Origin of the sequence: uncultured Pseudoteredinibacter sp., assembly GCF_947500695.1 — a bacterium.
GTDB lineage: Bacteria > Pseudomonadota > Gammaproteobacteria > Pseudomonadales > Cellvibrionaceae > Pseudoteredinibacter.
The window spans coordinates 23,585-48,393 of sequence record NZ_CANMSS010000002.1; the positions used below are offsets into that span (position 1 = coordinate 23,585).

The window sequence follows — 24,809 nt, forward strand, 5'->3', positions numbered from 1 at the left end:
ACCTTTAAAAATTAAAAAAATTAGGAGTAGCGAATGCTGAGCAAAGTCAGCAGTCGAACAAAATCAGGATGGTTTAAACGCGGGTGCTCACTAATACACAGCGCGAATCGCTCACTGCCAATATACAGCGGCCAAAAACCTAGGCGACTACTGCCTAAGCTGTCCATTAGCCCCCAGCTGCTTAGATCTAAATTAAGGTTGCCGCTAATTAGGCCATGGTGACGTTCATGCAAATTGGCGATATCCGCACTTAAGGCCGCTAGCTCGGCGGCTGTTTCATGGGCGTAGCCAGCACTGGCGATATACAAACCTTCGCTATTCGATAAAATAACTTTGCCTTCGCTACTGAGATTCGGAAGGATTTCATTTAAGGCCTGTTCTAGATTTTGAAACTCAATATCACCGGCTTCTTCACTGCCCTCTAACCAGCCTAATTGCTGGGACTGGTAGAGCAGATCAAAACACTGTTCCGGATTATCCTGCTGACACCACTGCAACAACTTTGCCTCATCGATAGTTTCTCGCGCCGAATTCTTTAGTAATGCACGCAGTAAAATTCTCGAAGGGTTTTCGTCCGGGCTCGATACTGCATAGTATGCGCCACTATTGGTCACTCTAGGATAAAGGCCTTCGTGAAGCTCAAATTCAGACATGTTGTTTACTCAATTCTGTGTCCAGGCTAAATAGCAGCGCCTCTAGCAACATAGCGACATCCTCTTTTAGGCGCGCATCGGTTTCGAATATAGGCACCACAGGACTCAAACCATGCTTCTTGGCCAATTCAGCGTAGCGCTCATGGTATTGATCCAAGTTCGGTTCAGCGTTTTGGTCTAATTTGCTCACACCAATGACCAAACCTGTCTTGGCGATAAAGTCTCTGAACTTCGCGATAAAGAAATCTAAATCAGCCAGGGGCTGCTTTGCAGAATTGTTGATCAACAACACCAAGCCAATACCTCCGCGAGCCAGAATATCCCACATAAAGTCGAAGCGCTCTTGGCCCGGCGTGCCATATAGATGAATTTTCTGTCCACCCTCAAGCTTAATCACACCGTAATCCATCGCTACCGTGGTGCTGCTCTTAGTGCTATTGGTCATATCACTGGCACTTTCATCAGTGCTGACATGCATCACATCGCTAATGGCTTTAATCGCCGTGGTCTTACCAGCCGCTACCGGCCCAGTAATAATAATTTTATGATCGATCATATCCGTTTAAATCTGCTCACTTTTGTATGACTGAGGTCGTAGGCGATCGAGCAGCTTTAGAAATATTCCACGCTCTTCTTTAGCTGTCTCAACATTTGATCTTGGCCCATCGTAGCGGGTGATATAGCCCAGACTTGCAGCCGCACTATAAAAACTAAACACATAGTAGGCTGGAAGCTTATAGTCCTGAATCAGCTCCAATAGGTTAATTGGCCTGGATGCCAAGACTGCGGCAATTTTGCTAGCGTGCGGAAACAATAAAACGCGCGTCAGGTTAGGCCAGCGAGTCAGGCGTAGATTTTGATTTAAGCTTACATCATCGAGCAGACGTCCGCGCGATGCCCAGGCCGAGCTTCGCCACAGAAAATCGTCTAAGGATTCTTCGATAAGATAATCAACGCCGGCGACATTGGCTTGACCTAAAGCGCTTAGCTCTGTATTGGTTTCTAAAATCGGACTGGATGATATAGAACGCAGAGTATTGTATTTAATCTTATGCCAGATCTTTCTTTTCACCGCACAAATCGTAAAAGATTCTTTGGCGATAGTAACTTTAACCGGCTGCCCTTCATCTCTGGAGCGGTCAATGGCGGTGTTAATAATGCCTTGAAGGTAGTTTTCGCTTTGATAACGGGCCTGCTCTAACTCACCTAAATCATCATTAACCTGACGAGGCAAGCTCTGGCTCTTTCTAAGTCTTAGCGCCGCTCCCGCGGTGTTTTTTGCCTCACCCACTTTTTGAAATTTTGACTGAGATTTTTCAGCAGATACTGCGGCTGGAACAGAGCTTTTATAAACTTCTGTTTTTTTAGAAACTACACTTTCTTGCAAATCTGCATGAAAACGTGACGTATTCTCTTCAGTATCTTTTTTCTCAGGCTCGGAGGCCTGACTGCTTTGACTAGCGACTTTTTGCACATCGACAGGGCCTCTAGCCTTTGCAAGCTGGACCTTACTCAAGGCCCGCAACAAAGCATCTTTTTGAACAGGTTTTTTTATACAAAGAGCCTGCCCTGGGGCTGACTTTTCAAAGCTTATACACAGTACTTTTAATTCTGGCTGCGTCTCTAACAGTTCTTCAGCGTAATCGATACCTTCTCTACTATCGATGTCGACAATATGAATATCGGCTTTATGAAGATCAGAATCAGCGTTTGATGTCAGTTCATATTGCCCAATCGTGCGCGACTGAAAAAAGTAGCGCAGGGGTTTGGCCTGCCTATCAGAGCAGTGATGAATGGCTATTGCTAAGGGCTTGTCTATTTTCTTATCACTCATAATTTAATCCACCCTTGAGGCGGTGGCTTGTAGATTTAATTGCTGACGCCATAGATAGGCGATAGCATCGTGCTCTGGCTGTAGAGCAATAATATTATTGGCTAGGGACTCTATTTCTGCCTCTGCGGACAGTGCTTGTAATAATTCGATCAATTCTTTGTGCAGCTCGATATCTTTTGTGCCATTCAAGCAAGCTCGCTGTAAAACTTGCTGCGCGTCTTCTAGCTCACCACATTCCATATGACCACGATAAATCAACATCGGATCGGCCTCGCTGTTTTGCTCACGACGTTGAATTAAAACTCTGTGGCCATAACTGGCTTTGGCGAACAAGGAGAATTCGCTAAATGGCAACTTATCTATAGCTGCCACATCGTCTAGGCAGGCCGATAAAGCTAAATAATCGATGCTATCGAGTAATGGCTTGGCACGCTGTAACATGCGCTGGCGAAGCTCTAAACCATGACGATTTAATATGATAAAAAGATCTTGCAGAGCACCATAGCATGCCGACTCATCACGATTTGCTATGCATAGATTGATACGCTGCACATGGCTACGTAAGTTTTGCGGAGCCCGGCGCTGCTGCCTTAGGCATCGGCTTAGAAAAACAGGTGTGGTATAAGAAGGCGCCCCACGATTTACGCTTAGATTTCTAAGCTCATGTAGGCCACTATCATTTTGCTCAGCGAGCAAAGGCAAGTTTTCTCGCTCCGCTTGCGGATCACGCTTGCTGATTAATAGAGATGTGGAGTAACGCAAATTCATAGGGTTCTCTGCCACTTAAGCTAAGCAGCTTGTCACGAGAATAATCAGCTAAAGCTCACCAAAGCTTCTAAGCTCCTATAACCAGCAATAAACCGGCCCACATCCTGTTGTTTGATTTTCAATCCATTTGAGCAAGTTCAGCGCAGATACAGCCTCTGATCAAAATGGCCGTAGATTCTAGTTAGATTACGCATCACTCTTTTTGATCAGGATCATGTTTTTAATCCTTATTGATAGGTTTTATCATCTTCACTCAGCACTTAATAAGCAAAAATGACAAATTGTGGCTTTGTGTGCCGAGGCGCTAGAAAAGTCTTGAAGGAGGCGAAAGCAATCAAACTGAGGCAGGAGGGCTAATTAATAGCTAGAGGTAGTCAGACCGGCTTTTACCGGGCCGCAAAAACAAAAAAGCCAAGCTCCTAAGAGCTTGGCTTTTTAAACAACAAGATTTAAAGCGGGTTTAGCTAGCTTTTGGGCCAGCCGCTTCAATCTCTGCGCTTACTTCAAACTTCTGAATGTTCTCAGCGAACAAACCAGCAAGCTTGCTAGCCGAAGTATCGTAAGCGTCTTTATCAGCCCAAGCTTCGCGAGGGTTCAAGTAAGACTTATCAACACCAGGAACTTCTACTGGAATTTCCATGTTCATGATGTCCATGTGCTCGGTGGCAACGCCTTCCAAAGAACCGTTCTGGATAGCGGCAACAACCGCACGAGTCACAGGGATTGGGAAGCGAGAGCCAGTGCCATTAGCACCACCTGCACCACCAGTCCAACCAGTGTTAACCAAGTACACTTTAGAATCGAAATCTTCGATGCGCTTCATTAATAGCTCAGCGTATTCGCGAGCTGGGCGAGGCATAAAAGGAGCACCAAAACAGGTAGAGAATGCTGGGTGAATACCGGCTTCTGCACCTAGCTCAGTAGAACCTACGCGAGCAGTGTAACCAGATAGGAAGTGGTAGGCCGCCGCTTCTTTGCTCAAGATAGAAACTGGAGGAATCACACCAGAAACATCACAAGTTAGGAAGATAACATTCTTTGGCTCACCAGCACGGTTTTCTTCAACACGCATTTCAACGTGCTCAAGTGGGTATGAGCAACGACCATTTTCGGTCAAGCTGGTGTCGCAGTAGTCAGCAACGCGCTTGTCATCATGAACAACGTTTTCAACGATGGCACCGAAACGGATAGCATCCCAAATAACTGGCTCGTTTTTCTGGCTTAGATCGATGGTCTTAGCGTAGCAACCACCTTCCATATTAAATACTGCACCTTTCGCCCAGCCGTGCTCGTCATCACCAATCAAGTAACGCTCAGGGTCAGCAGAAAGGGTAGTTTTACCAGTACCAGAAAGGCCGAAGAACAAACAAGTATCGCCATCTTTACCAACGTTAGCCGAGCAGTGCATTGGCATTACGTCTTTTTCTGGCAACAAGAAGTTTTGTACAGCGAACATGGACTTCTTCATTTCACCAGCGTACTTGGCGCCAGCTAAAAGAACTTTGCGCTGAGCGAAGTTTACGATTACCGCAACTTCAGAGTTGGTGCCATCGCGCTCTGGGTCACATGCGAAGTTGGCCGCGTGCAGGATACGCCACTCTTCTTTACCCTTAGGGTTATAGTTGTCGGTGCGGATGAACATATTGCGACCGAACAAATTGTGCCATGCCGTCTCAGTAGTCACCTTAACCGCTAGGTAGTGATCTGGATCTTCTGCCACGTGCAGGTGAGATACAAATGAATCAACACTGGCTACATGCTCTTCAACGCGATCCCATAGGGCGTCGAACTTGTCAGAGTCGAAAGGACGGTTTACCGCGCCCCAATCGATGCTCTCAGCAGTAGAAGGCTCTTCTACGGTATAGCGATCAGCTGGCGAACGGCCAGTGCGCTCACCGGTTTCGGCAGTAAATGCGCCATTGGCAGCCAGCTTACCTTCACCGCGGGCCAAAGCCTGCTCAATCAGCTCTACTGAGCTTAGATCTGTGTAGACGGTTGGAGAATCGTCAATTTGTGTCATGGATGTGTCCTGTCAGCTATGGGCCTGCACCGCCGCACCTCAGCAAACACCGCCGAAGCACCAGAGGTATAGACATTTTTAATTAAAAATCTGTCTGCCCTGAAATACTAAATTTCAGGGTTCGGTAAATTTGGGGGCGCCATTATGCCAGAAAACCTATTGAGATTCGATCTTATCCTGGTACTTTTTTAGGTAGTATTTTTACAAGCTTTTTTTGACAACATTCTGCGCCAAAAGCCCGCAGGGCCTGCCCTTGCAGCAAGCCCAGCAATACATAGAAACCCCTAATATACCGCCCGGAATCGAGCGCTAACTAGTGAGCCTGATTACCCAGTTCAGCAAAGATTTTGTCTACTTGCTGGGGGCCAAATTGATACTTCTTGCCACAGAAATGGCAATCCATGGTGATTAAGTCCTGCTCACTGAGAATCTCAGCAGCTTCGGCTTGCCCGATAGAGATAATGGTGCTTACACAACGCTCTTCAGAGCAGCTACACTGAAAACGCACTTCTTGGGGGTCAAATAAGCGCACTTCTTCTTCATTAAATAGGCGGTAAAGGATGGTGTGCTGATCTAAGCTAAGCATCTCCTCATCCTTGATTGTTTCTGCCAAAGCCGTAATCGTTTGCCAGTGTTCGGCATTGCTTTGGGCATCGGCCAATTGCTGAGGAAGCTCCTGAACCATCAAACCGGTCGCGCGCTGCTCATCGGCCGCCAGCCAAAAACGCGTACCTAGCTGCTCCGATTGAGCAAAGTAATCTTCTAAACAGGCCGCAAGGTTACTCTTTGATAGGGGCACAATGCCTTGGTAGCGCTCACCTTTATCGGGCTGAATCAAGATGGCCAGTAAGCCATTATTGCCCAATAGCTGGGCCAGGCTGATTTCTTCCAGCGCCTCAATTGCAGCAGCATCATTTACTTGAACCGCTGCACGTAATCCCTTTTGATAGCTGGCTTCAGCCATAATCATCGGCATCGTGCCTTCGCCACGAGCCTGCAGGGTTAGTAAACCTTCAAACTTTAAGGTGCCCGAAAGCAGCGCTACAGCCGCCATGAACTCGCCCAGCAAACGCAAAACGGCCTCTGGAACCGCCTCTTCAGCCGCGGCATTATTAGCGCGCACCTGCTGGTAGGCCTCTTCCAAGGTAATAATCTCACCGCGGATGTCGGTATTTTCAAAGATAAAGTGCTGAATAATGTCGCTGTTAGCCATGACGCTGTAATCTCAAAATCTAGAATGCCCTATTATGGGGTCTAAATTTCCAGCATCAAGGGCTACTAATCAGGCTATTTGCACAGGCGATCTACCCGCGCTTGGGCCTGCGCTTGCATCTTCTTACGATCGGCCTCGGAGGTTTTTTGTCCGCCATCACCATAGCGAAAGTAAGAACGCCCACGTACACGGGAAAGGTTACGGCGAGCTTGGGAGCAAGCCCGCTGACGCTGCTTTGCTTGGCTCTGCAATTGTTGCTGCTTTTTTTGCTGATCTTGTAGGCGTTGTTGGCGAATGACATCAAGCGCCTGCAATTTTTTATGACTGCTATCGATATTGGTGCTGGGCAGTTTTGCACTGATATCTTCTGCAGCCTGCCCTTTGGGTTTGCTATCGCTGTAATGAACATTGCCCTCGGCATCGACCCACTTATAGAGCTGTGCATGGCCATCAAGGGCAAGCAACAACAAACACAAAGCGATAACAAATCGAAGCATCGTCAGCTCCTAGACACTCAACCAGCAGAGCAACTATTGCTCTGCTGTAGCCGTTTTGGGTTCAAGGTCCATTGAAAAAGCCATCGGCACTCGGTAACGAGCCAAGATATCATCCAAGCCAGCTTCAGAATCCTGCTTATTCAAAACAATTTGATAACCATCGCTATCCGCCAAGGTTAAATATTCTTGCTGATTGCCACGCACCCGCTCCACAAAGCTAGCAAAGTCCTTAATGGGCTGGCCATTTACTGACTCGATAATCCAGTTTTTCCAATCATGAAAACCAAGATTAACATCGGCCGGCAAAACCTTAAGAGCCACAACCAGTTCGGTTTTTTCTGGTGAACGCCACTGACCCCGGGCACTTAAGAAATCGATAGGTGCCTTGCTGTGCCAGCTGCTTCCCCAACGCTTAATCAAATTCATATTCAGCGGTACAAATACCACGCCACCATAAATAAAGTAAGAAGGCTGCGCGCCAAAGCGCTCCGCCAACACTAAGCTATAGTTTCTTCTCGAAGGTGCCGCTCTAAGTTTGATAGTTTGAGTTTTGCCATCACGACTAATTTTAAGCTTAATGGTATCGCCAACATGATGCTGGTCTAAAGCGTACTTGAAGTTAGTGCGCTGATTTTTACGAAACTCGATGGAGCGATCTTCCGCCACGTCATAACCATCAATGGCCAAAATTACATCACCTGGAAATAACTTCCCTTCGGAAACACTGCCTTCAAACACTTTAACAATCAACGCACCATTTTGATCTTCTTTTAGTTTGTGGGCACCACGCAGAGCTGGGCTTTCTAGACTTTGGGTGCGCAAACCCAGATTTACAAAACCATTATGCTCCGAATCATCAGCATCTTTTAAAATATGACGAATCACCGACGGCGGCACGAAATAGCCTAGATTTTCAGCACGGGCGCCGGTATTAGCCTGCATTACCACCCCTACAATTTTATCGCCAGCGATAACCGGGCCACCGGAGTTACCAGGGTTAATCGCCGCATCGATTTGGCCAGCTAATAGATAGCCGCCAGCGTGAGCATAAAACTGGTGTTCAACACGAGAAAGAACACCTTGGGTAATACTGAGAGTATTACCGCCGAAGGGGTAACCAAAAACCGAGACTGTTTCCAAAGGTTCAGGTAATTTGCCAACTTTTAATGGCGTAATGCCATCAAAAAAGCTTTCATCTTCTACCTTAAGTATTGCCAAATCAGCCGCGTGAGATACAAAATCGACGCGAGCCAAATACTTCTTTGGCTGGCCATTTTTTTGCACCTGCAGATAACTGGCATCAGCAATCACGTGAGCATTAGTTAAAATTCGCTTACCCGCAATAACCGCACCGGAGCCACTACTTTGCTGCGAGTTGAGTAGACGCCAAGGCGTAAAATAATCAGGGGGTGTTAAAGTGCTATAAATTTTTATAACCGCGTTTTTTACCTTTTGAGAATCTTTGCTGACAACAGCCTGTGCATTGGCGGCAAGGCCCAGCACACAAAAAGAAACGATCACCATTAATACACGGCGAGAAAACATAAGTATCATCCAATTTACCTATTTTAATAATTCGCTTGCTACCCTAAGAATAATCTTGTTCGCGAAAGCGATGAATTTGACGGCGCTGCTTTTTCGTTGGCCGGTTTTCTGGGCTAAGATCTATACCTCGTAAGGCTTTACGCTTAGCGGCTTCTGCTTCACGCTTTGCAATACTTTCGGCGGTCTCTTGATATAACTGTTGAGCCACGGGCGCTGGCCCCCTTTTATCTGATAGGGCCAAAATCTCTACATCTTTTTCATCCCAGCCCTGACGAATCGTTAAAATTTGCCCAACTAGAATTTCTTTGCTGGCTTTAACCCGCTGCCCATCCGCATGAATCTTGCCACCTTCGATCGCAGTTTTAGCTAAGCTTCGGGTTTTAAAAAATCGCGCTGCCCAAAGCCATTTATCTATTCGTACTTTTTCCAAAATATCCTCTACAGCTTGGGCATAATTTCATCGAAGTGATCGATGGCCGGGTAAGCATCGATACGACGCTCTTGCTGGCTATCGGGTTGATGAATACACAGCAAGTGTTTTATGCCATAGGTCGCCGCCGACTCTAGGATACTCACAGTATCGTCAATAAATAGAGTACGTTCAGGGTCAAATTGTTCCTGCTCTTGCAAACAATGCCAAAAGGCCTGTTGTTCTTTTGGTTGGCGATACTCATGGGATGAGATCACCACATCCAGCCATTGATCAATAGCAGTAATATCCAGCTTGAGCGATAAGCTCTGTGGGTGGGCATTGGTAATCAACACAAGCTTTTTATTTAAAGCACGTAAACGCTGCAGAAACTCAATGGCATAAGGACGCATAGCAATACGCTCTTGCACCTCTTCTTTTAAAGCTCGAATATCAAGATCTAGCGCATCAGACCAATGCTCTAAGCAATACCATTCCAGCTTGCCACGGTAGGTTTCAAACATACCATGTAGTTTTTCTTGAGCGGCCTCCATAGTTACACCATGGGTATCCACATAGCGTCGAGGCAAATGCTGCAGCCAGAAATAATTATCGAAATGCAGATCTAACAAGGTACCATCCATATCCAATAGCACGGTATCGATCTGCTCCCAGTCCACTTGGGCTTGGGGTGAATTAGACGTCATAATTTGTTTTACTCAATATCACAGCGGCAAGGCGCCAGCAGGACTGGTATTCCCAGCGGCGCAAGGCGGCTAAGATTAACACAAAATAAGGAAGGCCATGAGTTCCCTCCCCCCCAGTTTGCAGCGAGCAGACCTAAATCAGCGATTAGTCGATATCGGCCTCGAAGCCGGACAAGCAATTTTGGAAATTTACTACCAACAGGGCGAAATAGAGATAAATCACAAGGGCGACAATTCCCCAGTTACTCAGGCCGATCTAGCGGCTCACGAAGTAATTTGCACAGCTTTGGCGGGTTTTAGCCCCGAAATACCGGTTTTATCGGAAGAATCTTCCATGCCGAGCTTTACCGAACGACAATCTTGGGAATATTACTGGCTGATTGACCCTTTGGACGGCACCAAGGAATTTATCAACAGAAATGACGAGTTCACCGTTAATATCGCCCTAATTCACGAAAATAAGCCTATTTTCGGCCTAGTTCACAGCCCAGTTTTAAAACTAAGCTATATCGGCAACCTGCTAGAAGGTCGCAGCGAGGCCATTAAATACAGCAACGATGGCAGCACAATTACCGAACAAGAAGCGATAAGCACCCAAGCACAGGCCTTGCAGCAGGACTTAATTGTTGTGGGCAGCCGCCGACACGGAGCGGCTGAAATTGATGCATTGATAGACCAATTGGAAAACAGCTTTAGCCAGTGCCATTTAGAATCTATGGGTAGCTCTTTAAAACTGTGCTTGATCGCCGAAGGCAAGGCCCAGCTATACCCACGCCTAGCACCGACCTGCGAATGGGATACGGCGGCGGCCCACGCTGTAGTTTCAGCGGCTGGCGGTAAGGTGCTCAATCCAGAATTTAGCAATCTGCGCTACAACCATAAAGAATCCCTGTTGAACCCCAACTTTTATGTGGTTGGGGACCCAAGCTTGGACTGGGCCGAGTTATTAGATCCAAGTTGCTAGATCCAAGTAGCTTAAGGCACCTCTGAATAATATCGCCGTAATTGAGCCTCATCGAGGCTCGTCCGTTAATTTACTACAAAACACACAAACCACAGCGAGTAGAAGCATGAAACGCACCCCTATCGCCCTAGCCCTAACAGCCGCTATTGCCCTTAGCGCCTGTGGCAATAAAGAAGAAACCAAAGCCCCAGCAGCTGCTCCAGCTGCCGCAACAGTAGAACAAGCGGCTGCTGAAGTCGCAGCCCCCAAGGACCTAGGCACCCAGCTGAACGAAGCCACTACGGCATTGTTTAAAGCTCGCCCACAATTTGCGACGCAAGTCGGTCTAGATGAAAAGACGGCTGGCGGTGCTTACTTAAGCCGCATGGAAGACTACTCTTTGGAATCTGAAAATGCGCTTCGCTCTACCATGGCCGCTGCCGCCAAAGCCATTAGCGCATTGGATGTCGCCAATGAAGGTCTAAACCTAGACAACCAGCGTGTTGGTGCAAACCTTTTAAACTACTTCGCTGGTGTTGAAGGTTTCGAGCAAGGTTATATTGATACCTGGATGGGCCACACTCCATTTATCGTTAACCAAATCAATGGCCCCTTGATTGATGGCCCCGCCACATTGCAAAACGCACAACAAATTAAAAGCAAAGAAGATGCTGAACTTTATTTGCAACGCCTAGTAGCCTTTGAAGCCTACATCGACAATATCAATCAAAAGCTAATCAGCGATTCTGAAACTGATTGGGTAATGCCAAAAGCTTTGGTTAAAAGTACGCTAAATTTTGTTGATGGCTATAGCGCAATTCCTGCGGCTGAGCACACCTTGGTGACCAGTCTTAAGAGCAAGCTAGATAAAATTGAAGGCTTTGCCGAAGAAGACAAGCAAGCCCTACTTGCACAAGCCGCCGCCAATGTAGAAAAGCACGTTTACCCAGGCTATCGCAAAGTTGCGGAAACTCTGCGCAAATATGAAAGCAAAGCGCGTGATGCCTCTGGTATCTGGGCACAACCAAATGGCGATAAGTTTTATCTAGCGATGGTGCAGCGTTTAGGCGATACCAGCATGAGCCCAGCCGAAGTACATGAGGTTGGCTTAGCGGAAGTTGCTCGCATCACCGCCGAGATGGATGAGATTTTAAAGGCTCAAGGTTATAGCGAAGGTTCTGTTGGTGAGCGTATGAACGGCCTAACCGATGAAGCGCGCTTCCTTTATGAAGACTCTGATGCAGGTCGCCAAGAGTTATTAAACGATCTTAACGGCATGATCGAGCACATTAACAAACGCATGCCAGAGCAGTTTGCTACTGAGCCTCCTTATGATGTAGAAGTTCGCCGCATTCCAGAAGCTGTTGAAGATGGCGAAGCGGGTGGCCGCTATACTGCACCCACATTAGATGGCAGCGTTCCAGGGATTTACTGGATCAACTTACGTGATATGAAAGCGGTGCCAAAGTTTGATCTGCGTACCCTAACCTATCATGAAGCCAACCCAGGCCATCACTGGCAAATTGCTTTGAACCTAGCACAAGACAGCTTGCCGCTATTGCGCCGTGTTGCCGCCTACAATGCCTACTCTGAAGGTTGGGCCTTGTACTCCGAACGTGTAGTTTGGGAAATGGGAGAATATAAAGATGATCCATTTGGTGACCTAGGCCGCTTAAAAGCTGAAATTTTCCGCGCCGTTCGCTTGGTAGTTGATACCGGCATGCACTTTAAAAAGTGGAGCCGCGAAGAAGCTATCGAATATATGATGGCCAATACCGGCATGGGCGAAACCGAGACCACCGCAGAAATTGAGCGCTACATGGCATGGCCAGGTCAGGCTCTTGGTTACAAGCTTGGTATGTTGAAGTTCCTAGAGTTACGTGAGATGGCTCAGGCTGAGCTAGGCGAGAAATTCGACATTAAAGAATTTCACGATGTAGCTTTGCTAAGTGGCGCAATGCCAATGCAGGTTGTTGAGATGAAAGTTAAAGATTGGGTAGCTTCTAAAAAGTAAGCGGCTAAAGGTTAGAAAGGGGTCAGAACCCATGGGTTCTGACCCCAGGTGCCTGCACGATTTTTAATTAATTTGGTTTACTCTAACGAAACCACCTTGCCTTTCCCTTAAGCCAGTCGATTTTATTTATTATCTTGGCTCCGATATAGGGGTCAGAACCCATGGGTTCTGACCCCGGTTAGTATTCGGCTTATTTTGGCCAAACTTCGAGCGCTAGGGATTCAAATTCATTCATCATCTGAATTTCTTGCAGCAGCCCTGTTAACAACTTCTGCTGATCCAAAGGCTCATTGAGAGCGGGAGCCGACAGAAAGTTTTGCGGGCGGTGGAGTAGAAGCAAAGCATACTGGCCGTAAAAACCAAATTCCGGCGCAGCCACATCGAGCTTATCTATAAAATCAGCCAACTTTTCTTGGAACGCCGTACTGATTGTACTTTCAAGGTAAGCCTTATCTTCACAATAAAAATCATACTTCTTTGCCAACCTAGGCTCATCTAACTTATAGCTGAAAGATTTATCCATAGGTTTTTTCTGAAGTAATGACAGAAGCTTTCCCCAGTTTGCTTGCATAACAATTCGATGAGGAATGCTATTTGGCATAGATAAACGGCTAATGACACCTTTAAATACCGAGTTTTCTTTTACGCCATTCTTGTCCCGACGATATTCTTTAAACTCACATTCTACCAGTTCGCAATACACATCATCATGCCAACGATGTAAGTAATCCTCTTGACGAGTTAAGCTATCGACATGATCTGGAATAATTCCGCTCGGCTTCAGCTCAGTAACAGGAATATAGCCATTACGCATATATTCATAGTTTGGAAGGCGATCTAAAAGCGCAGGTAAAAACTGCTGATCAAAATACTGCCTAAAGGGTAAGCTTGCAGAAACCATCCAACAGCCACCCAACACAAATGCGATAAACATCAAGCTTATTGCACCCAAACCAATAAAGGGAAGACTAAGGAAAAGCAAAGGTATCACAATAAGCAATACACGCTTGCGAAACACATACTGCTTACGGCAGGTCTCGCGCTGAGTTTCGAGTTCCTGCATTTCTTGTTGCGAGGCCTCTAGCAGAGACTGAAGATCTGACTGTGAGATATCAAAATGCAAGCTGGGCCTTTTTTTACGGAAAACCCCGTAAACAATGACATCAGCAAGAACATCGATAAAACTATTTAATCGCCAAGCGTGCTCGGCCTTAGATTTATTATCCTGATAGGGAGACTGCACCACTTCCACCAATTCTTAAAAGGCTGCAGACTTTATCAAGTTAGCTATCTAAATCAAGAGTTAGAAAGTGGAGACTTACTAGGGGTCAGATCCCCATATTAAACCAGGAGGGCAAGCCCTCCTGGTTTAATATGGGGATCTGACCCCGAGCTAACTGCGTTTAAGAGAAGAACTTAACCAAATCGTCATTGCCACCAATATGCTTGCCACCGATAAACACTTGCGGCACGGTGTCACGACCGGTGATAGCACGCACGGCAACGGTACTGGCATCTTTACCTAGCACGATTTCTTCATAACTGTAACCACGCTCATTTAATAAAGCCTTAGCCGCTACGCAATGCGGGCATCCTGGCTTGGTGAAGACAGTGCTGGATTCTGGCAATTGATAATCTGGGGACAAATACTGCAACATAGTATCAGCGTCAGAAACCTTGAACGGGTCGCCTGGCTCTTGTGGCTCGATAAATTGTTTTTCTACCACGCCATCTTTAACCAGCATGCTGTAACGCCAAGAGCGATCACCAAAGCCTAACTCTTGCTTGCCAACCAACATACCCATACCTCGAGTAAAGTCGCCGTTGCCATCTGGAATCACAGTAATATTTTCGGCCTCTTGATCAGCCTTCCAGGCGTTCATTACAAAAGTATCATTGACCGACATGCAGATAATGTCGTCCACACCCAACTTATTAAATACCGCCGCCAACTCGTTGTAGCGGGGTAAATGAGTAGATGAACATGTCGGGGTAAAGGCACCCGGCAGGCTAAACACAATTACTGTTTTACCGGCAAATAGCTCATCGCTGTTGATCTGTTTCCAAGCATCACCTTCTCGCACAGGAAAGGTAACCGATGGAACACGCTGGCCTTCGTGGCTGTTCAATTGCACTTCACTCATAGCTTTATCCTCAAGTTTAAAACGGTTAGCACCCTGTTGATGCCTCTCAGAACGTGAAACTAGTATAGGACAACAGACATTGATAGATAAAATTAACAATAAAAATCACATTGATAGCTAATCGCTATCAAACGAATATTTAAGCGACAGAGAGCGCAATCAAAAGTCTCAGCCGTTATTCGTGCCATGCAAGTTATTCCTAAAACATCTATAAAACAGAGACTTATCTCTAAAATAAGCTAAACTACAGTCAGGCCAGATCAACTATTGTCATTTAAGCGAGACCTAAATGCTGGATCCAATCATCATCATCATTGCGCTCTTCGCAGGCCTGAGCTTCAAGCGAATCGGCTTCCCGCCAATGCTGGGCTACCTGCTAGCTGGCTTTATGATTCATGGTTTTGGCTTGGATACCGAATCTGGCACAGTTATCGATACTATGGCCAACGCTGGCGTAACACTTTTGCTGTTCACCATTGGCCTTAAGCTCAATATTAAAGATCTAGCCGCACCCCAAATATGGGCCGTAGCCTCCAGCCATATGCTGATCACTACGGTGAGTTTTGGTGCGCTGTTTATGATGCTCGCTCCCTGGATCAGCAAGCTAAGCGGCCTCGATAGTACCGCCATTTGGACGGTCGCCTTTGCCTTATCTTTTTCCAGTACAGTATTTGCCGTAAAAGTGTTTGAACAACACGGTGAGACCTCATCGATTCACGCTACTGTAGCTATCGGTATTTTAATTATTCAAGATTTGGCCGCGGTATTTTTTCTAGCCTTAAGCACTGGAAAATCTCCCGATTGGACGGCACTGTTTTTATTCCTCTTAATTCCTGCTCGCCCATTCTTACATCGTCTATTGTCCGGCAGTGGCCACGGTGAGTTATTGGTTTTATTTGGTATTGGTATCGCCTTCGGCGGCGCAAAACTGTTCGAGCTTTGCAATGTTAAAGGCGATTTGGGCGCTTTGATATTTGGTGTCTTACTCGCTGGCGGCATTAAATCCAACGAACTATCCAAAGCACTAATGAGCTTTAAAGATATTTTCTTGGTGGGCTTCTTCTTGAGCATTGGCTTAAATGGATTGCCGAATATCGAAATGCTGATCTTTGCCGCTGGCCTAGCCATAGTTAGCGTGTTTAAACCACTGCTTTATTACTGGCTCATGACCATCACCCACTTGCGAGCTCGTACCTCATTCCTATCGTCCATGGCTTTATTTAATTACAGCGAATTCGGCTTGATCGTCGCCGCTCTGGCCGCAAGCAATGGTGTTTTGCCTCAGGAATGGGTAGTAACTCTAGCGATCGCGGTTGCGCTGTCCTTTTTTATCGCAGCACCTATTAACGACAGAGCCCATGCCATATACAACCGTCATCGCCATCTTTTTGCGCGCTATGAACTGAAAAAGCGCCTACCCCAAGAGCGTGATCACGACTTAGACCACACCGAGGTTTTGGTACTCGGCATGGGGCGTGTGGGCGTTGGCGCCTATCGATATTTACGCCAAGCCTACCCTGGCAAAGTAGTCGGTGTTGAAGAAGCCGATAAAAAATCCCAACGCCAGTTAAGAGAAGGCTATCGAGTAGTACGTGCCGACGCCAGTGACCAAGACTTTTGGCAGCAAGTAGATTTAAAGAAGATACGCATCATTCTCGTTAGCCTCGCCAACCACGGCGAGAATGTCGAAGTTGTACAACTTATTAAGCGACTAGGCTATAACGGCCAAATTGCCGTCATCGCCCGCTTCCCTGATGAAATCGGCCAACTGAAGCGCATGGGCTGCGTTACCTACAACCTCTACTATGAAGGCGGCCATGGCTTTGCCGAGCACGTCGTTGAAACCCTAGAAATGATTGAAGACGGGCAAGCAAGATAGCCCCTCTAGTAGCCTCGCCGCAAGGAAATCACTTGCAGCAAGAGTTGCAGCCTACACAAGCGGATTAAGAGTTCGGCTATTGGTCATACAACCTCCTTAAATCGGAAGTTGAGTGTAGATGAGGCGTTTTAAAAAAATTCAAAAACAAGCCAGTCACAATACGCACCACATCGTGCAAATTAGTCACCACCTCCACCGCCAAGAACAGGCGACTTTCAAAGCCCTGAAATATAGAATCTGACACTCAGAAATAAGCCAAGTCATCAATCTAGACGACCTAGTTGACCTTCAAACTCGCAACTCAAGCCCCTAATGCGAACCTTCAGCTCGATAATCACGAGCAACAGCTAAGAATACTGAGCCCCCATAACCATTGCTAAATCAGACCCACACAAATACAATATTAATACTAATCATTATCATTTAGATGCTCACTTATATTAAGGAAACGTAATGAAACATTTTGCACGCCATGCACTGGCTGCTGCCGTAGCTGTCGCTGCTACTGCACCTAGCTGGGCACAAACAGAGTCAAACAATGAATCTCCAATTGAGGAGGTCTATGTGTATGGCGAGCCAGGCAAGACTGACGCGGCCACCAAGCTGAACCTGACCGTTATGGAAACGCCCCAAACAGTCACCTCAATATCGGCGGCTCAAATCAAAGATTTTGGTTTGGATAGTCTAAGAGATGTACTTAATTACGCCCCAGGTATCACAGTTGAAGAAGTCGAAACAGACCGCACCTACTTCACCGCCCGCGGCTTTGATGTCGTTAACTTCCAGTACGACGGTGTTGGTATCCCTTTTATTTCGGGTAATGCCAGCGGCCTGCAAGACACGGCACTTTATGAAAAAGTGGAATTGATTAAGGGCGCAGCTGGTTTAGTAACTGGTTTGGCCAACCCTTCGGCCACGGTAAATTATGTGCGTAAACGCCCAACAGATGAATTCCAGGGCTCTACCTCATTAAGCGTAAGTCGCTGGAGCGGTCGCCGTGCTGAAGTCGACGTATCCTCTCCAATCAACGATCGAGTAAGCGGCCGTGTTGTAGCTGCCTACGACCAAGGCGAATCACATTTAGATCGTCACGAAGCTAAGAACACTTTGGGCTACGGTATATTACGTTTTGATGTTACCGACAGCAGCCAGTTGCATGTAGGTTACAGCTATAACAACTCAGATTCGGATTCTGTACTTTGGGGCGCCCTACCTTTAGTTAACGCTCTTGGTCAGCAAGTGCACTATGACCGCTCTACCAGTACTGCTCCGGATTGGACTTTTTCCGAAAACACTCAAAAGCAGTTTTTTGTTGAGTACAGCCAAGAGCTTAACGAAAACTGGAGCTTCGACGCTCAATTTGTACAAAACACTAGCGAAACAGAGTCAGAGCTGTTTTATGTTTTTGGTCAGCCAGACCCAACAACTGGCCTAGGCCTTGCAGGCAGCCCTAGTCGATATCTTCGCGATGAAGATCAAAAAAATGGAGAGCTATTCTTCACAGGTAATATCGACGCTTTTGGTCAAGAGCATCAAATCGTTATTGGTTATAGTCACTCTGATACGAACATTAAGCAAAAATCTATCAGCTCCGATGGCGGCATCGTTGTGCTGGGCAGTGATTGGGCAGCAGGTAACACTCCCCGTCCGAATTTCACTGTGCATAACCCTGCTACCCAAGTGGGCGATGTTGACTTAAAACAGAAAGCTTTCTATGCAGCCGCACGTATCAACGTTATGGATAACCTTTCGCTGCTATTGGGCGCCAGAAACACCGACTTGGAACAGTCTGGTTTAAGTTATGGCGGCCAATCGAATGCCAACGCCAAAGAAACTGTGCCCTATTACGGTTTGACGTGGAACATTTTGGATGAGTTGGTGTTCTACGCCAGTTATACCGAAGTGTTTAAGCAGCAAACTTGGCTAAACACAGATCTTCTACCACTTGGTCCTACACTGGGTGAGTCTACAGAGTTTGGTTTCAAAAAATCCTTCAACGATGAAAGAGCAACCTTAACCATCGCTCGCTTTAGTTCTGAGCAAAGTAACTTCGGTGTATTCATTGGTCGCAATGCACAAAATGTAGCAACATATCGGGGCGCCACACTCGAGAGTGAAGGTTATGAGATAGAATTCTCTGGTGAGATTGTTGATGGCTTGAATATCGGTGCCGGCTATACGGTAGTAGATATTGAAGAAGAAGGACAAGATGCTCGTCCATTTATTCCTGAAAAGTTATTAAAAGTATCAGCCAGTTATGACATTCCCGCCGTAGAAGGTTTGCGCATTGGCGCCGTCATCAAACATCAAGATGACACAACAACTCCACTAGGCTTCGTCAAACAAGATGCGTACAGCACTATTGATCTTGCTGCCCACTACAAACTTAATCAGGACATTAGCTTTTCGCTTAACGTGACTAACGCTACAGATAAAACATACCTAAGCAGCTTGTACTGGGATCAAGCTTATTACGGCTCGCCTCGTAATATCTCGGCCTCTGTAAACTACAAGTTTTAAAAACACTACAATAATAATGCGCCCTGATTTATCAGGGCGCTTTCGTGAGAAGCCAAGATGCGTAAAAAACTTTTAAAGTATCACAGCTATTTGGCACTGGCCGCATTGCTCCCCATTATCATCATCTCAATTACCGGCAGTATTCTTGTTTTCAAAGCTGAGATCGATCAATGGCTAATGCCACAAGTGGCCAGCCTAAATTATAGCCCACAACAAAGCTCTATTTTGGAGCGAATCGACCATAATAGGCTCCAGGCACATGTAGAGAATTCCTTTCCAGGTTTCATCATTGGTTCTTGGGAAATCTTTAACGATGGCATAGAAGCCGACCGCGTTTTCCTAGTAAAAAAGGGTAGCCATGATTGGTACAAAGTCCATTTAGATCCATTTTCAGGGAAAATTCTAGATAATCCTGCAGTAATGGAAAGTCAACTTACAGACTGGCTGGTCAGCTTACACTACACTTTTTTGTTAAACGGCATAGGCCATGAAGATTCTCAATGGGGAACTTTCATCGGCTTAGTCGTCGCACTAATTTTCACTTTTCTAGGCATCAGCGGGTTAATTATTCACCGTAAATTTTGGCAACAGCTTTTCTTATTACGTCGCGGTCGATCTATTCGTGTTTTCAGTGGAGATCTTCACCGCCTCGCCGGGACCTGGTCATCGCCGGTGCTATTGATTCTTGGAGTTACCGGAATTTACTTCAACACCATCGCTTATTACCATGAGGTCTTCGAGCACGGAGATGAGCCCCACTTCGAGCCACAAGAAAAGCTTTATGGTGACAGCGTTGATTTCCAACAAATCTTGTTAGACAGCCAACTGCAACTAGATCAGTTCACCCCCACCTATTTGTTATACCCATTTGAGCCCGAAGTGGACATTACGGTATTCGGTTTTCAAGCAAGCAATAATCCATTCGCCAGCAACTATTCATCTACGGTTAATTATAAAGCGGAAAACGGAGATTTGGTTTTGGCATTTGATGGCCGAAAAGCGAGTGTAACGGCTCAGGTTTTTGACAGTTTTAGAGAATTACACTTCGGCTCATTTGCCGGATTAGCTAGTAAAATTGCGTGGAGTTTTTTTGGACTTGCACCCTTTCTTTTGGCGCTGTCTGGTTTTATCGTTTGGTTAAAGCGCCGCAGAAAGCCCGCTCGAATTAAACGATAAGCCCGCTTAATCTTTAAGGTAAAAAACCACACTGCTAAAAACAGCGTGGTTTTAACTTAAAAACTAAGTTTGATAACCAACATCCTTTGGATCTGGCACTGAAGAACAGCTTCCACATATCACATCTACGGCCAGTTCATGGCCGCAGGGCTTGTGGATCAACTGGAAAGGCGCATCTTCCATACCGCCCAGCCAATCGATCGACCACTGTCGCATCATCATGGTAAATGGGTACAAGGCTTTACCTTTTTCCGTTAATTGATACTCACTGCGCGGTGGCTTGGTTTGATATTCAATACGATCAAACACGCCCGCTTCACTTAAGCGCTTTAGGCGGTCCGCCAAGATATTGGTAGCAATACCCAATTGGCGACGAAAATCATCATAGCGCTGCAAGCCCATAAAGGCCGCAGCCAAAATCAGACTGGCCCAGCGATCGCCTATAATGTCAGTGATATGGCCCAAGCTCGCATCTTCTTCAGCGCCGCGTCCACCGCGTGAGCGACGTTGATTACCAATGGTTTTTAAGGCCTGCAAATCGTTTTCTTCGGCATTTTCCAAAACCCGACGCTCAACATCCGTAATATGGAGCGCCTGTTTACAGTGACGGCATACCACCAGAGGCTGCAACTCATGTGCATCAGGCTGGCGATGAATCAGCTTCGGTGGCAATTCATGCTGATCGTTGCACCATTGGGACTCCCACTGCCAAATTAATAATGCCCAGGGGTACAAGGCCAAGCCTTTTTTCGTTAGGCGATATTCATGGCGCAACGGGGTAGTTTGATAAGGTTTTTTATACAGCACATCTTGGGCAACAAGGTTTTCCAAACGCTTGGACAAGGTGCTACGCGATGCGCCGGTGTGACTGCGAAATTCTTCAAAGCGGTGACGCCCCAAAAAAGCATCGCGCAAAATCAAGATGGTCCAGCGATCCCCCAGCAGCTCTAAGCTTTTTACTACGGGGTTTATCACAATTAAATTGGCGACGCTCATGCAGGTTTCCTTAAAAATTAAGCCGGTCGTAGACGCTTTTCGCTCAGCGGCTTTATGTTTCGCTTTTTACGTCCTGTCCAAAGCGAATTACAAACGCTGAAATTTTAACACTAGTGTAAAGAATTTCATCAATTGCCTTGAAACTGGCGACGATATTCACTGGGTGATAGGCCAAATTGGCCACGAAAGTGGTGACGCAAGCTCGTTCCGTTAGCAAAACCCGCCTGCTGAGCCAATGGCTCAATCCCCAAGCCCCCACTTTCCAAAAGGCTCTTTGCCCGCTCTAACCGCTGGGCCAGCAGCCAAGCCTTGGGGCTCTGGCCCATAGCCTGGCTAAACTTGCGATCATAACTGCGCCGCGACATTTTACTTTGCTGCGCCAAATCCGATACGCTAATCGGCTCGGCCAGATGCTCTAACGCCCAATCTAAGCTGCTGGCTAATAAATCAGGGTGACGACTCACCGGACGATGCACAAACTGAGATTGCCCACCCTGCCTTATCGGGCTACTCACCAAACGTCGAGCCACCGAATTAGCCACTTCATGGCCATAGTCTTGGCGAATAATCTCCAAACCAAGATCAAGGGCAGCCGCACTGCCCGCCGAGCAGGCAATTTGCCCGTCGTAGCAATACAGGCAATCTTCGCGATAATTTAAGCTCGGAAAGTCAGCCATTAACTGCTGCTGATAACGCCAATGGGTTGTGACTTCCCGCCCTTCCAGAAGGCCAGTTTGCGCCAAAAGAAACGCTCCAGAGCAAAAGCTCCACAGCCGGCCACCACGCTTATAAAGTGAACGTAACTCTGCAATCAAGGGCTCAGCTGCCTGCTGCTCAATACCCCAATAAGGGATTAGTACATCATCAAACCGGCTTAGGCTTTCAAATACCGGCGCCTGCAACTGCAAAGCACCGAGAGACGGCATAGCCTCTGCCTGCAGGGCCAGCAACTCTGTTTGATACCAGCTATCCAGCTCTGGGCGCGGCAATAAAAACAGCTCAACCGCGCAGCCCAGCTCAAACAAAGAAACTGGAGTCGGCAGCAAAATGGCGAGACGACGGGAAATAGGCTTTTTATCCAACATTGGCTGATTATTAACGAATAATGACTTTTAGGCCAGCAGTCGTTAAGCAGCAGGCACTCTAAAATAAACCCCAGATTCAAGCTCTAGCCTAAACACAAAAAGGAGAACGATATGTCTTCAGCCGTCACCCGAACCCCTGCCGCTGCAAGTAGCGATGCACTTGCGCACTTTGAAGCACTACTGGCTTTTGAAACCGACTGCTGGGATGTTCACCATGCAATAAGCAATAATCGTAAGGACTTTATCCTGCTTGATGTGCGAGGCGAAGAAGCCTTTCAAGCGGGCCATTTGCCCGAATCACAAAACCTTCCCCATCCCAGAATTAACGCTGAATCACTAAAGAACTTCCCTGAAGAGCAACTTATTGTGGTGTATTGCGCCGGCCCGCACTGCAACGCCACCGAAAAAGCCGCCATTCGCCTGGCTAAGCTGGGGCGCCCGGTTAAAAAGATGATCGGTGGCGTATGTGGCTGGCTGGACGAAGGCTTTAGCCTTGTAGAGGGCGTTTCATAGAAATATAAGAATGGTGCTGGAAACACCATTTAGCCTTTTCCAGCGCCATAGTTTTACTCCGCACTTTACTCAACGACCATGTAACTTGTATTATTGGACTGACAAAACAAGCTCTAGTAAAAGAGCATGATGATCTCTGAGCAACTAGCCGAGGAAGAAGCCATGTCAGTCTGGTTCGAGAAACACCAAGCCACCCTGGAAAAAGCGATGGACGCCTGCGCCAAGCGCTACGCCTGGACCGGCTATCAAGAAAGCCCAAGCAGCAAGATCCACGGCAGCGAGCGCCCCGCAGCAGGTAAGGCCAATTTCGAAGCCATGCTGGGCAAACCCTACCCACTCGAGCAGCCTGCCACCGTAGGGCAGACCGGCGCTGAAGTGAGCCCCTATACCAAAGAGGCTTTAGGTATTACTTACCCAAAGGCCGATGTTGCCGAGTTATATCAACATATCGATCAAGCGAAAGCCCAATGGCGTAATACCAGCACTGAAGAACGTGTGGGCCTTTGCTTGGAAATGCTGCACCGCTGTAGCGAGCAATTGTTTGAGAACGCTCACTCCACCATGCATACCTCTGGGCAAAGCTACATCATGGCCTTTGCGGGTTCCGGCGCTAATGCACTAGATCGCGGCCTGGAAGCCTTGGCCTATGCCTATAAAGCCATGAAAGATGTTCCAGAAACTGCCGACTGGGAGCGCAAGTTTGGTGCCGACGGTGCTGCCAAACTCGACAAGCGTTATCGCCTAATGCCGCGCGGTGTTGGCGTGGTTATTTGCTGCGCGACCTTCCCATTATGGAATGGCTACCCGGCATTATGCGCCAGCTTAGCCACTGGCAACCCAGTTGTTATGAAGCCACACCCAGCTGCCATTTTACCTGTCGCATTGATGGTAAGCCGTTGCCGCGAAATCCTTGTCGAAGCAGGCTATGATCCAAACCTCGTTACCATGGTGGCCGATACTCGCGAAGAGCCAGCAACCATGGAGCTATTGGAGCATCCAGATACCGCCATTATCGATTTCACTGGCAGCCCGAAATTTGGTAGCTGGATCGAGCAAAACTGTAACGGCAAATTGGTCTACACCGAAACCGCTGGTTGTAATTCCGTAGTAGTTGAATCTACCGATGATCTTGCTGCGATGGCCAAGGCGATTGCACACTCCTTATGCCAAGCCTCAGCACAAATGTGTACCAGCGTACAAAATGTTCATATTCCTGCAGACGGTATTTTGGTAAACGGCGAGCGAGTTAGCTATGACGACGTTTCCCAGGCGATTGTCGATGCCGTTGAGGCGCATTTGGAAAACCCTAAAAATGCAGCCTTCTTATGTGGCACCTTGGTGGACGATAATATTTACACCACCATTGATCGCCTAAGCGAACTTGGTGAGCAGCGCGGTAAAATTTTGCGTCAATCCGGCCCATACGAAAACCCAGGCTTCCCAAATGCTCGCACCGCAACGCCATTAATCATTGATGTTAGCAATGAAGATAGCGATATGTATCGTGAGGAGCTGTTCGGTCCCATTTCCTTTATGATCAAAGGTAAAAATGCCGACGATTGTTTAGCGGCTGCTACCCGCGATGCCAAAGAGCGCGGCGCCATCACCTCCCATGTTTACAGTATCGATGAAGACTTTTTAGAAAAAGCTCAAGATGCCTACAATGTAGCGGGTGCTTCGGTAGCCTGTAATTTAATGGGCATGCCTATTAACTTTGCTGCGGCCTATAGTGACTTTCATGTAACTGGCCTTAACCCAGCGGGTAATGCCTGCTTAGCTGATCTTGCATTTGTAACGAGCCGCTTCCGTATCGTACAAAGCAAAGTCATGCGCCGATAAACTTCCCAGCTAATAACAGGAGCCACCAGCAGTCTGCTAGGCTCCTGCTTTCAA

At 47.1% G+C, this 24,809-nt stretch carries 21 protein-coding genes; 7 read left to right on the forward strand and 14 right to left on the reverse strand.

What is annotated here, in order from left to right; all coding sequences use genetic code 11:
* Positions 1-20: 20 nt before the first annotated feature.
* The 10 genes from Q1A08_RS03835 to yrfG all read right to left on the reverse strand — a co-directional run bounded on the left by Q1A08_RS03835 (position 21) and on the right by yrfG (position 9,646).
* Positions 21-653, reverse strand: a complete 633-nt coding sequence (locus Q1A08_RS03835; RefSeq protein ID WP_299769978.1) for a hypothetical protein — start codon at positions 651-653, stop codon at positions 21-23.
* Positions 646-1,209, reverse strand: coding sequence for an ATP/GTP-binding protein (locus tag Q1A08_RS03840; protein ID WP_299769980.1), 564 nt, complete (start codon positions 1,207-1,209; stop codon positions 646-648). Before Q1A08_RS03840 ends, Q1A08_RS03835 begins: the two co-directional genes overlap by 8 nt.
* A gap of 6 nt (positions 1,210-1,215) precedes the next feature.
* Complete coding sequence (locus Q1A08_RS03845; protein ID WP_299769982.1) at positions 1,216-2,487, reverse strand: hypothetical protein; 1,272 nt, start codon at positions 2,485-2,487, stop codon at positions 1,216-1,218.
* Positions 2,488-2,490: 3 nt separating this feature from the next.
* Entirely contained in the window at positions 2,491-3,255 is a 765-nt protein-coding gene (locus Q1A08_RS03850) for a hypothetical protein (protein ID WP_299769985.1), read from the reverse strand.
* A gap of 460 nt (positions 3,256-3,715) precedes the next feature.
* Positions 3,716-5,275, reverse strand: coding sequence for a phosphoenolpyruvate carboxykinase (locus Q1A08_RS03855; RefSeq protein ID WP_299769988.1), 1,560 nt, complete (start codon positions 5,273-5,275; stop codon positions 3,716-3,718).
* A 313-nt stretch (positions 5,276-5,588) separates the two neighbouring features.
* A complete protein-coding gene (hslO, locus tag Q1A08_RS03860) occupies positions 5,589-6,488 on the reverse strand; it encodes an Hsp33 family molecular chaperone HslO (protein ID WP_299769991.1) in 900 nt (299 codons plus the stop codon).
* 74 nt (positions 6,489-6,562) lie between these two features.
* Positions 6,563-6,985 carry a DUF4124 domain-containing protein gene (locus Q1A08_RS03865; RefSeq protein ID WP_299769993.1) on the reverse strand — a complete coding sequence of 141 codons (423 nt, stop codon included), beginning with the start codon at positions 6,983-6,985 and terminating at the stop codon, positions 6,563-6,565.
* Between the two features lie 33 nt (positions 6,986-7,018).
* Positions 7,019-8,530 (reverse strand): serine protease, encoded by a 1,512-nt coding sequence (locus Q1A08_RS03870; protein ID WP_299769996.1) that lies wholly within the window; start codon positions 8,528-8,530, stop codon positions 7,019-7,021.
* A 43-nt stretch (positions 8,531-8,573) separates the two neighbouring features.
* Positions 8,574-8,960, reverse strand: coding sequence for a S4 domain-containing protein (locus Q1A08_RS03875; protein ID WP_299769998.1), 387 nt, complete (start codon positions 8,958-8,960; stop codon positions 8,574-8,576).
* An 8-nt stretch (positions 8,961-8,968) separates the two neighbouring features.
* The gene (gene yrfG, locus Q1A08_RS03880; RefSeq protein ID WP_299770000.1) at positions 8,969-9,646 is read right to left on the reverse strand and encodes a GMP/IMP nucleotidase; all 678 of its coding nucleotides are present in this window, start codon (positions 9,644-9,646) and stop codon (positions 8,969-8,971) included.
* A 97-nt stretch (positions 9,647-9,743) separates the two neighbouring features.
* Between yrfG and cysQ the strand changes: the two genes are divergently transcribed.
* On the forward strand, positions 9,744-10,610 hold the full coding sequence (gene cysQ, locus Q1A08_RS03885) for a 3'(2'),5'-bisphosphate nucleotidase CysQ (protein WP_299770003.1): 867 nt from the start codon (positions 9,744-9,746) through the stop codon (positions 10,608-10,610).
* A gap of 106 nt (positions 10,611-10,716) precedes the next feature.
* Positions 10,717-12,603, forward strand: a complete 1,887-nt coding sequence (locus Q1A08_RS03890) for a DUF885 domain-containing protein (protein ID WP_299770006.1) — start codon at positions 10,717-10,719, stop codon at positions 12,601-12,603.
* Between the two features lie 190 nt (positions 12,604-12,793).
* Here the strand turns inward: Q1A08_RS03890 and Q1A08_RS03895 are convergent, their stop codons facing one another.
* Both Q1A08_RS03895 and Q1A08_RS21480 read right to left on the reverse strand, forming a co-directional pair.
* Positions 12,794-13,846 (reverse strand): DUF3137 domain-containing protein, encoded by a 1,053-nt coding sequence (locus Q1A08_RS03895; protein WP_299770009.1) that lies wholly within the window; start codon positions 13,844-13,846, stop codon positions 12,794-12,796.
* A gap of 160 nt (positions 13,847-14,006) precedes the next feature.
* Entirely contained in the window at positions 14,007-14,747 is a 741-nt protein-coding gene (locus Q1A08_RS21480; protein WP_363323483.1) for a glutathione peroxidase, read from the reverse strand.
* Between the two features lie 289 nt (positions 14,748-15,036).
* Here Q1A08_RS21480 and Q1A08_RS03910 point away from each other — a divergent pair, with 289 nt between their 5' ends.
* From Q1A08_RS03910 to Q1A08_RS03920, 3 genes are all read left to right on the forward strand, one after another.
* Positions 15,037-16,626, forward strand: coding sequence for a cation:proton antiporter family protein (locus Q1A08_RS03910; RefSeq protein WP_299770012.1), 1,590 nt, complete (start codon positions 15,037-15,039; stop codon positions 16,624-16,626).
* Between the two features lie 453 nt (positions 16,627-17,079).
* On the forward strand, positions 17,080-19,146 hold the full coding sequence (locus Q1A08_RS03915; RefSeq protein ID WP_299770016.1) for a TonB-dependent siderophore receptor: 2,067 nt from the start codon (positions 17,080-17,082) through the stop codon (positions 19,144-19,146).
* Positions 19,147-19,203: 57 nt separating this feature from the next.
* Positions 19,204-20,322 carry a PepSY-associated TM helix domain-containing protein gene (locus Q1A08_RS03920; RefSeq protein WP_299770019.1) on the forward strand — a complete coding sequence of 373 codons (1,119 nt, stop codon included), beginning with the start codon at positions 19,204-19,206 and terminating at the stop codon, positions 20,320-20,322.
* A gap of 63 nt (positions 20,323-20,385) precedes the next feature.
* Here the strand turns inward: Q1A08_RS03920 and Q1A08_RS03925 are convergent, their stop codons facing one another.
* The gene (locus Q1A08_RS03925; RefSeq protein WP_299770022.1) at positions 20,386-21,318 is read right to left on the reverse strand and encodes a helix-turn-helix domain-containing protein; all 933 of its coding nucleotides are present in this window, start codon (positions 21,316-21,318) and stop codon (positions 20,386-20,388) included.
* 128 nt (positions 21,319-21,446) lie between these two features.
* Positions 21,447-22,403 (reverse strand): helix-turn-helix domain-containing protein, encoded by a 957-nt coding sequence (locus Q1A08_RS03930; protein WP_299770025.1) that lies wholly within the window; start codon positions 22,401-22,403, stop codon positions 21,447-21,449.
* A 111-nt stretch (positions 22,404-22,514) separates the two neighbouring features.
* Here Q1A08_RS03930 and Q1A08_RS03935 point away from each other — a divergent pair, with 111 nt between their 5' ends.
* Positions 22,515-22,916, forward strand: a complete 402-nt coding sequence (locus Q1A08_RS03935; protein WP_299770028.1) for a rhodanese-like domain-containing protein — start codon at positions 22,515-22,517, stop codon at positions 22,914-22,916.
* 162 nt (positions 22,917-23,078) lie between these two features.
* Positions 23,079-24,755, forward strand: coding sequence for a phenylacetic acid degradation protein PaaN (paaN, locus tag Q1A08_RS03940; protein WP_299770030.1), 1,677 nt, complete (start codon positions 23,079-23,081; stop codon positions 24,753-24,755).
* Positions 24,756-24,809: the final 54 nt, after the last annotated feature.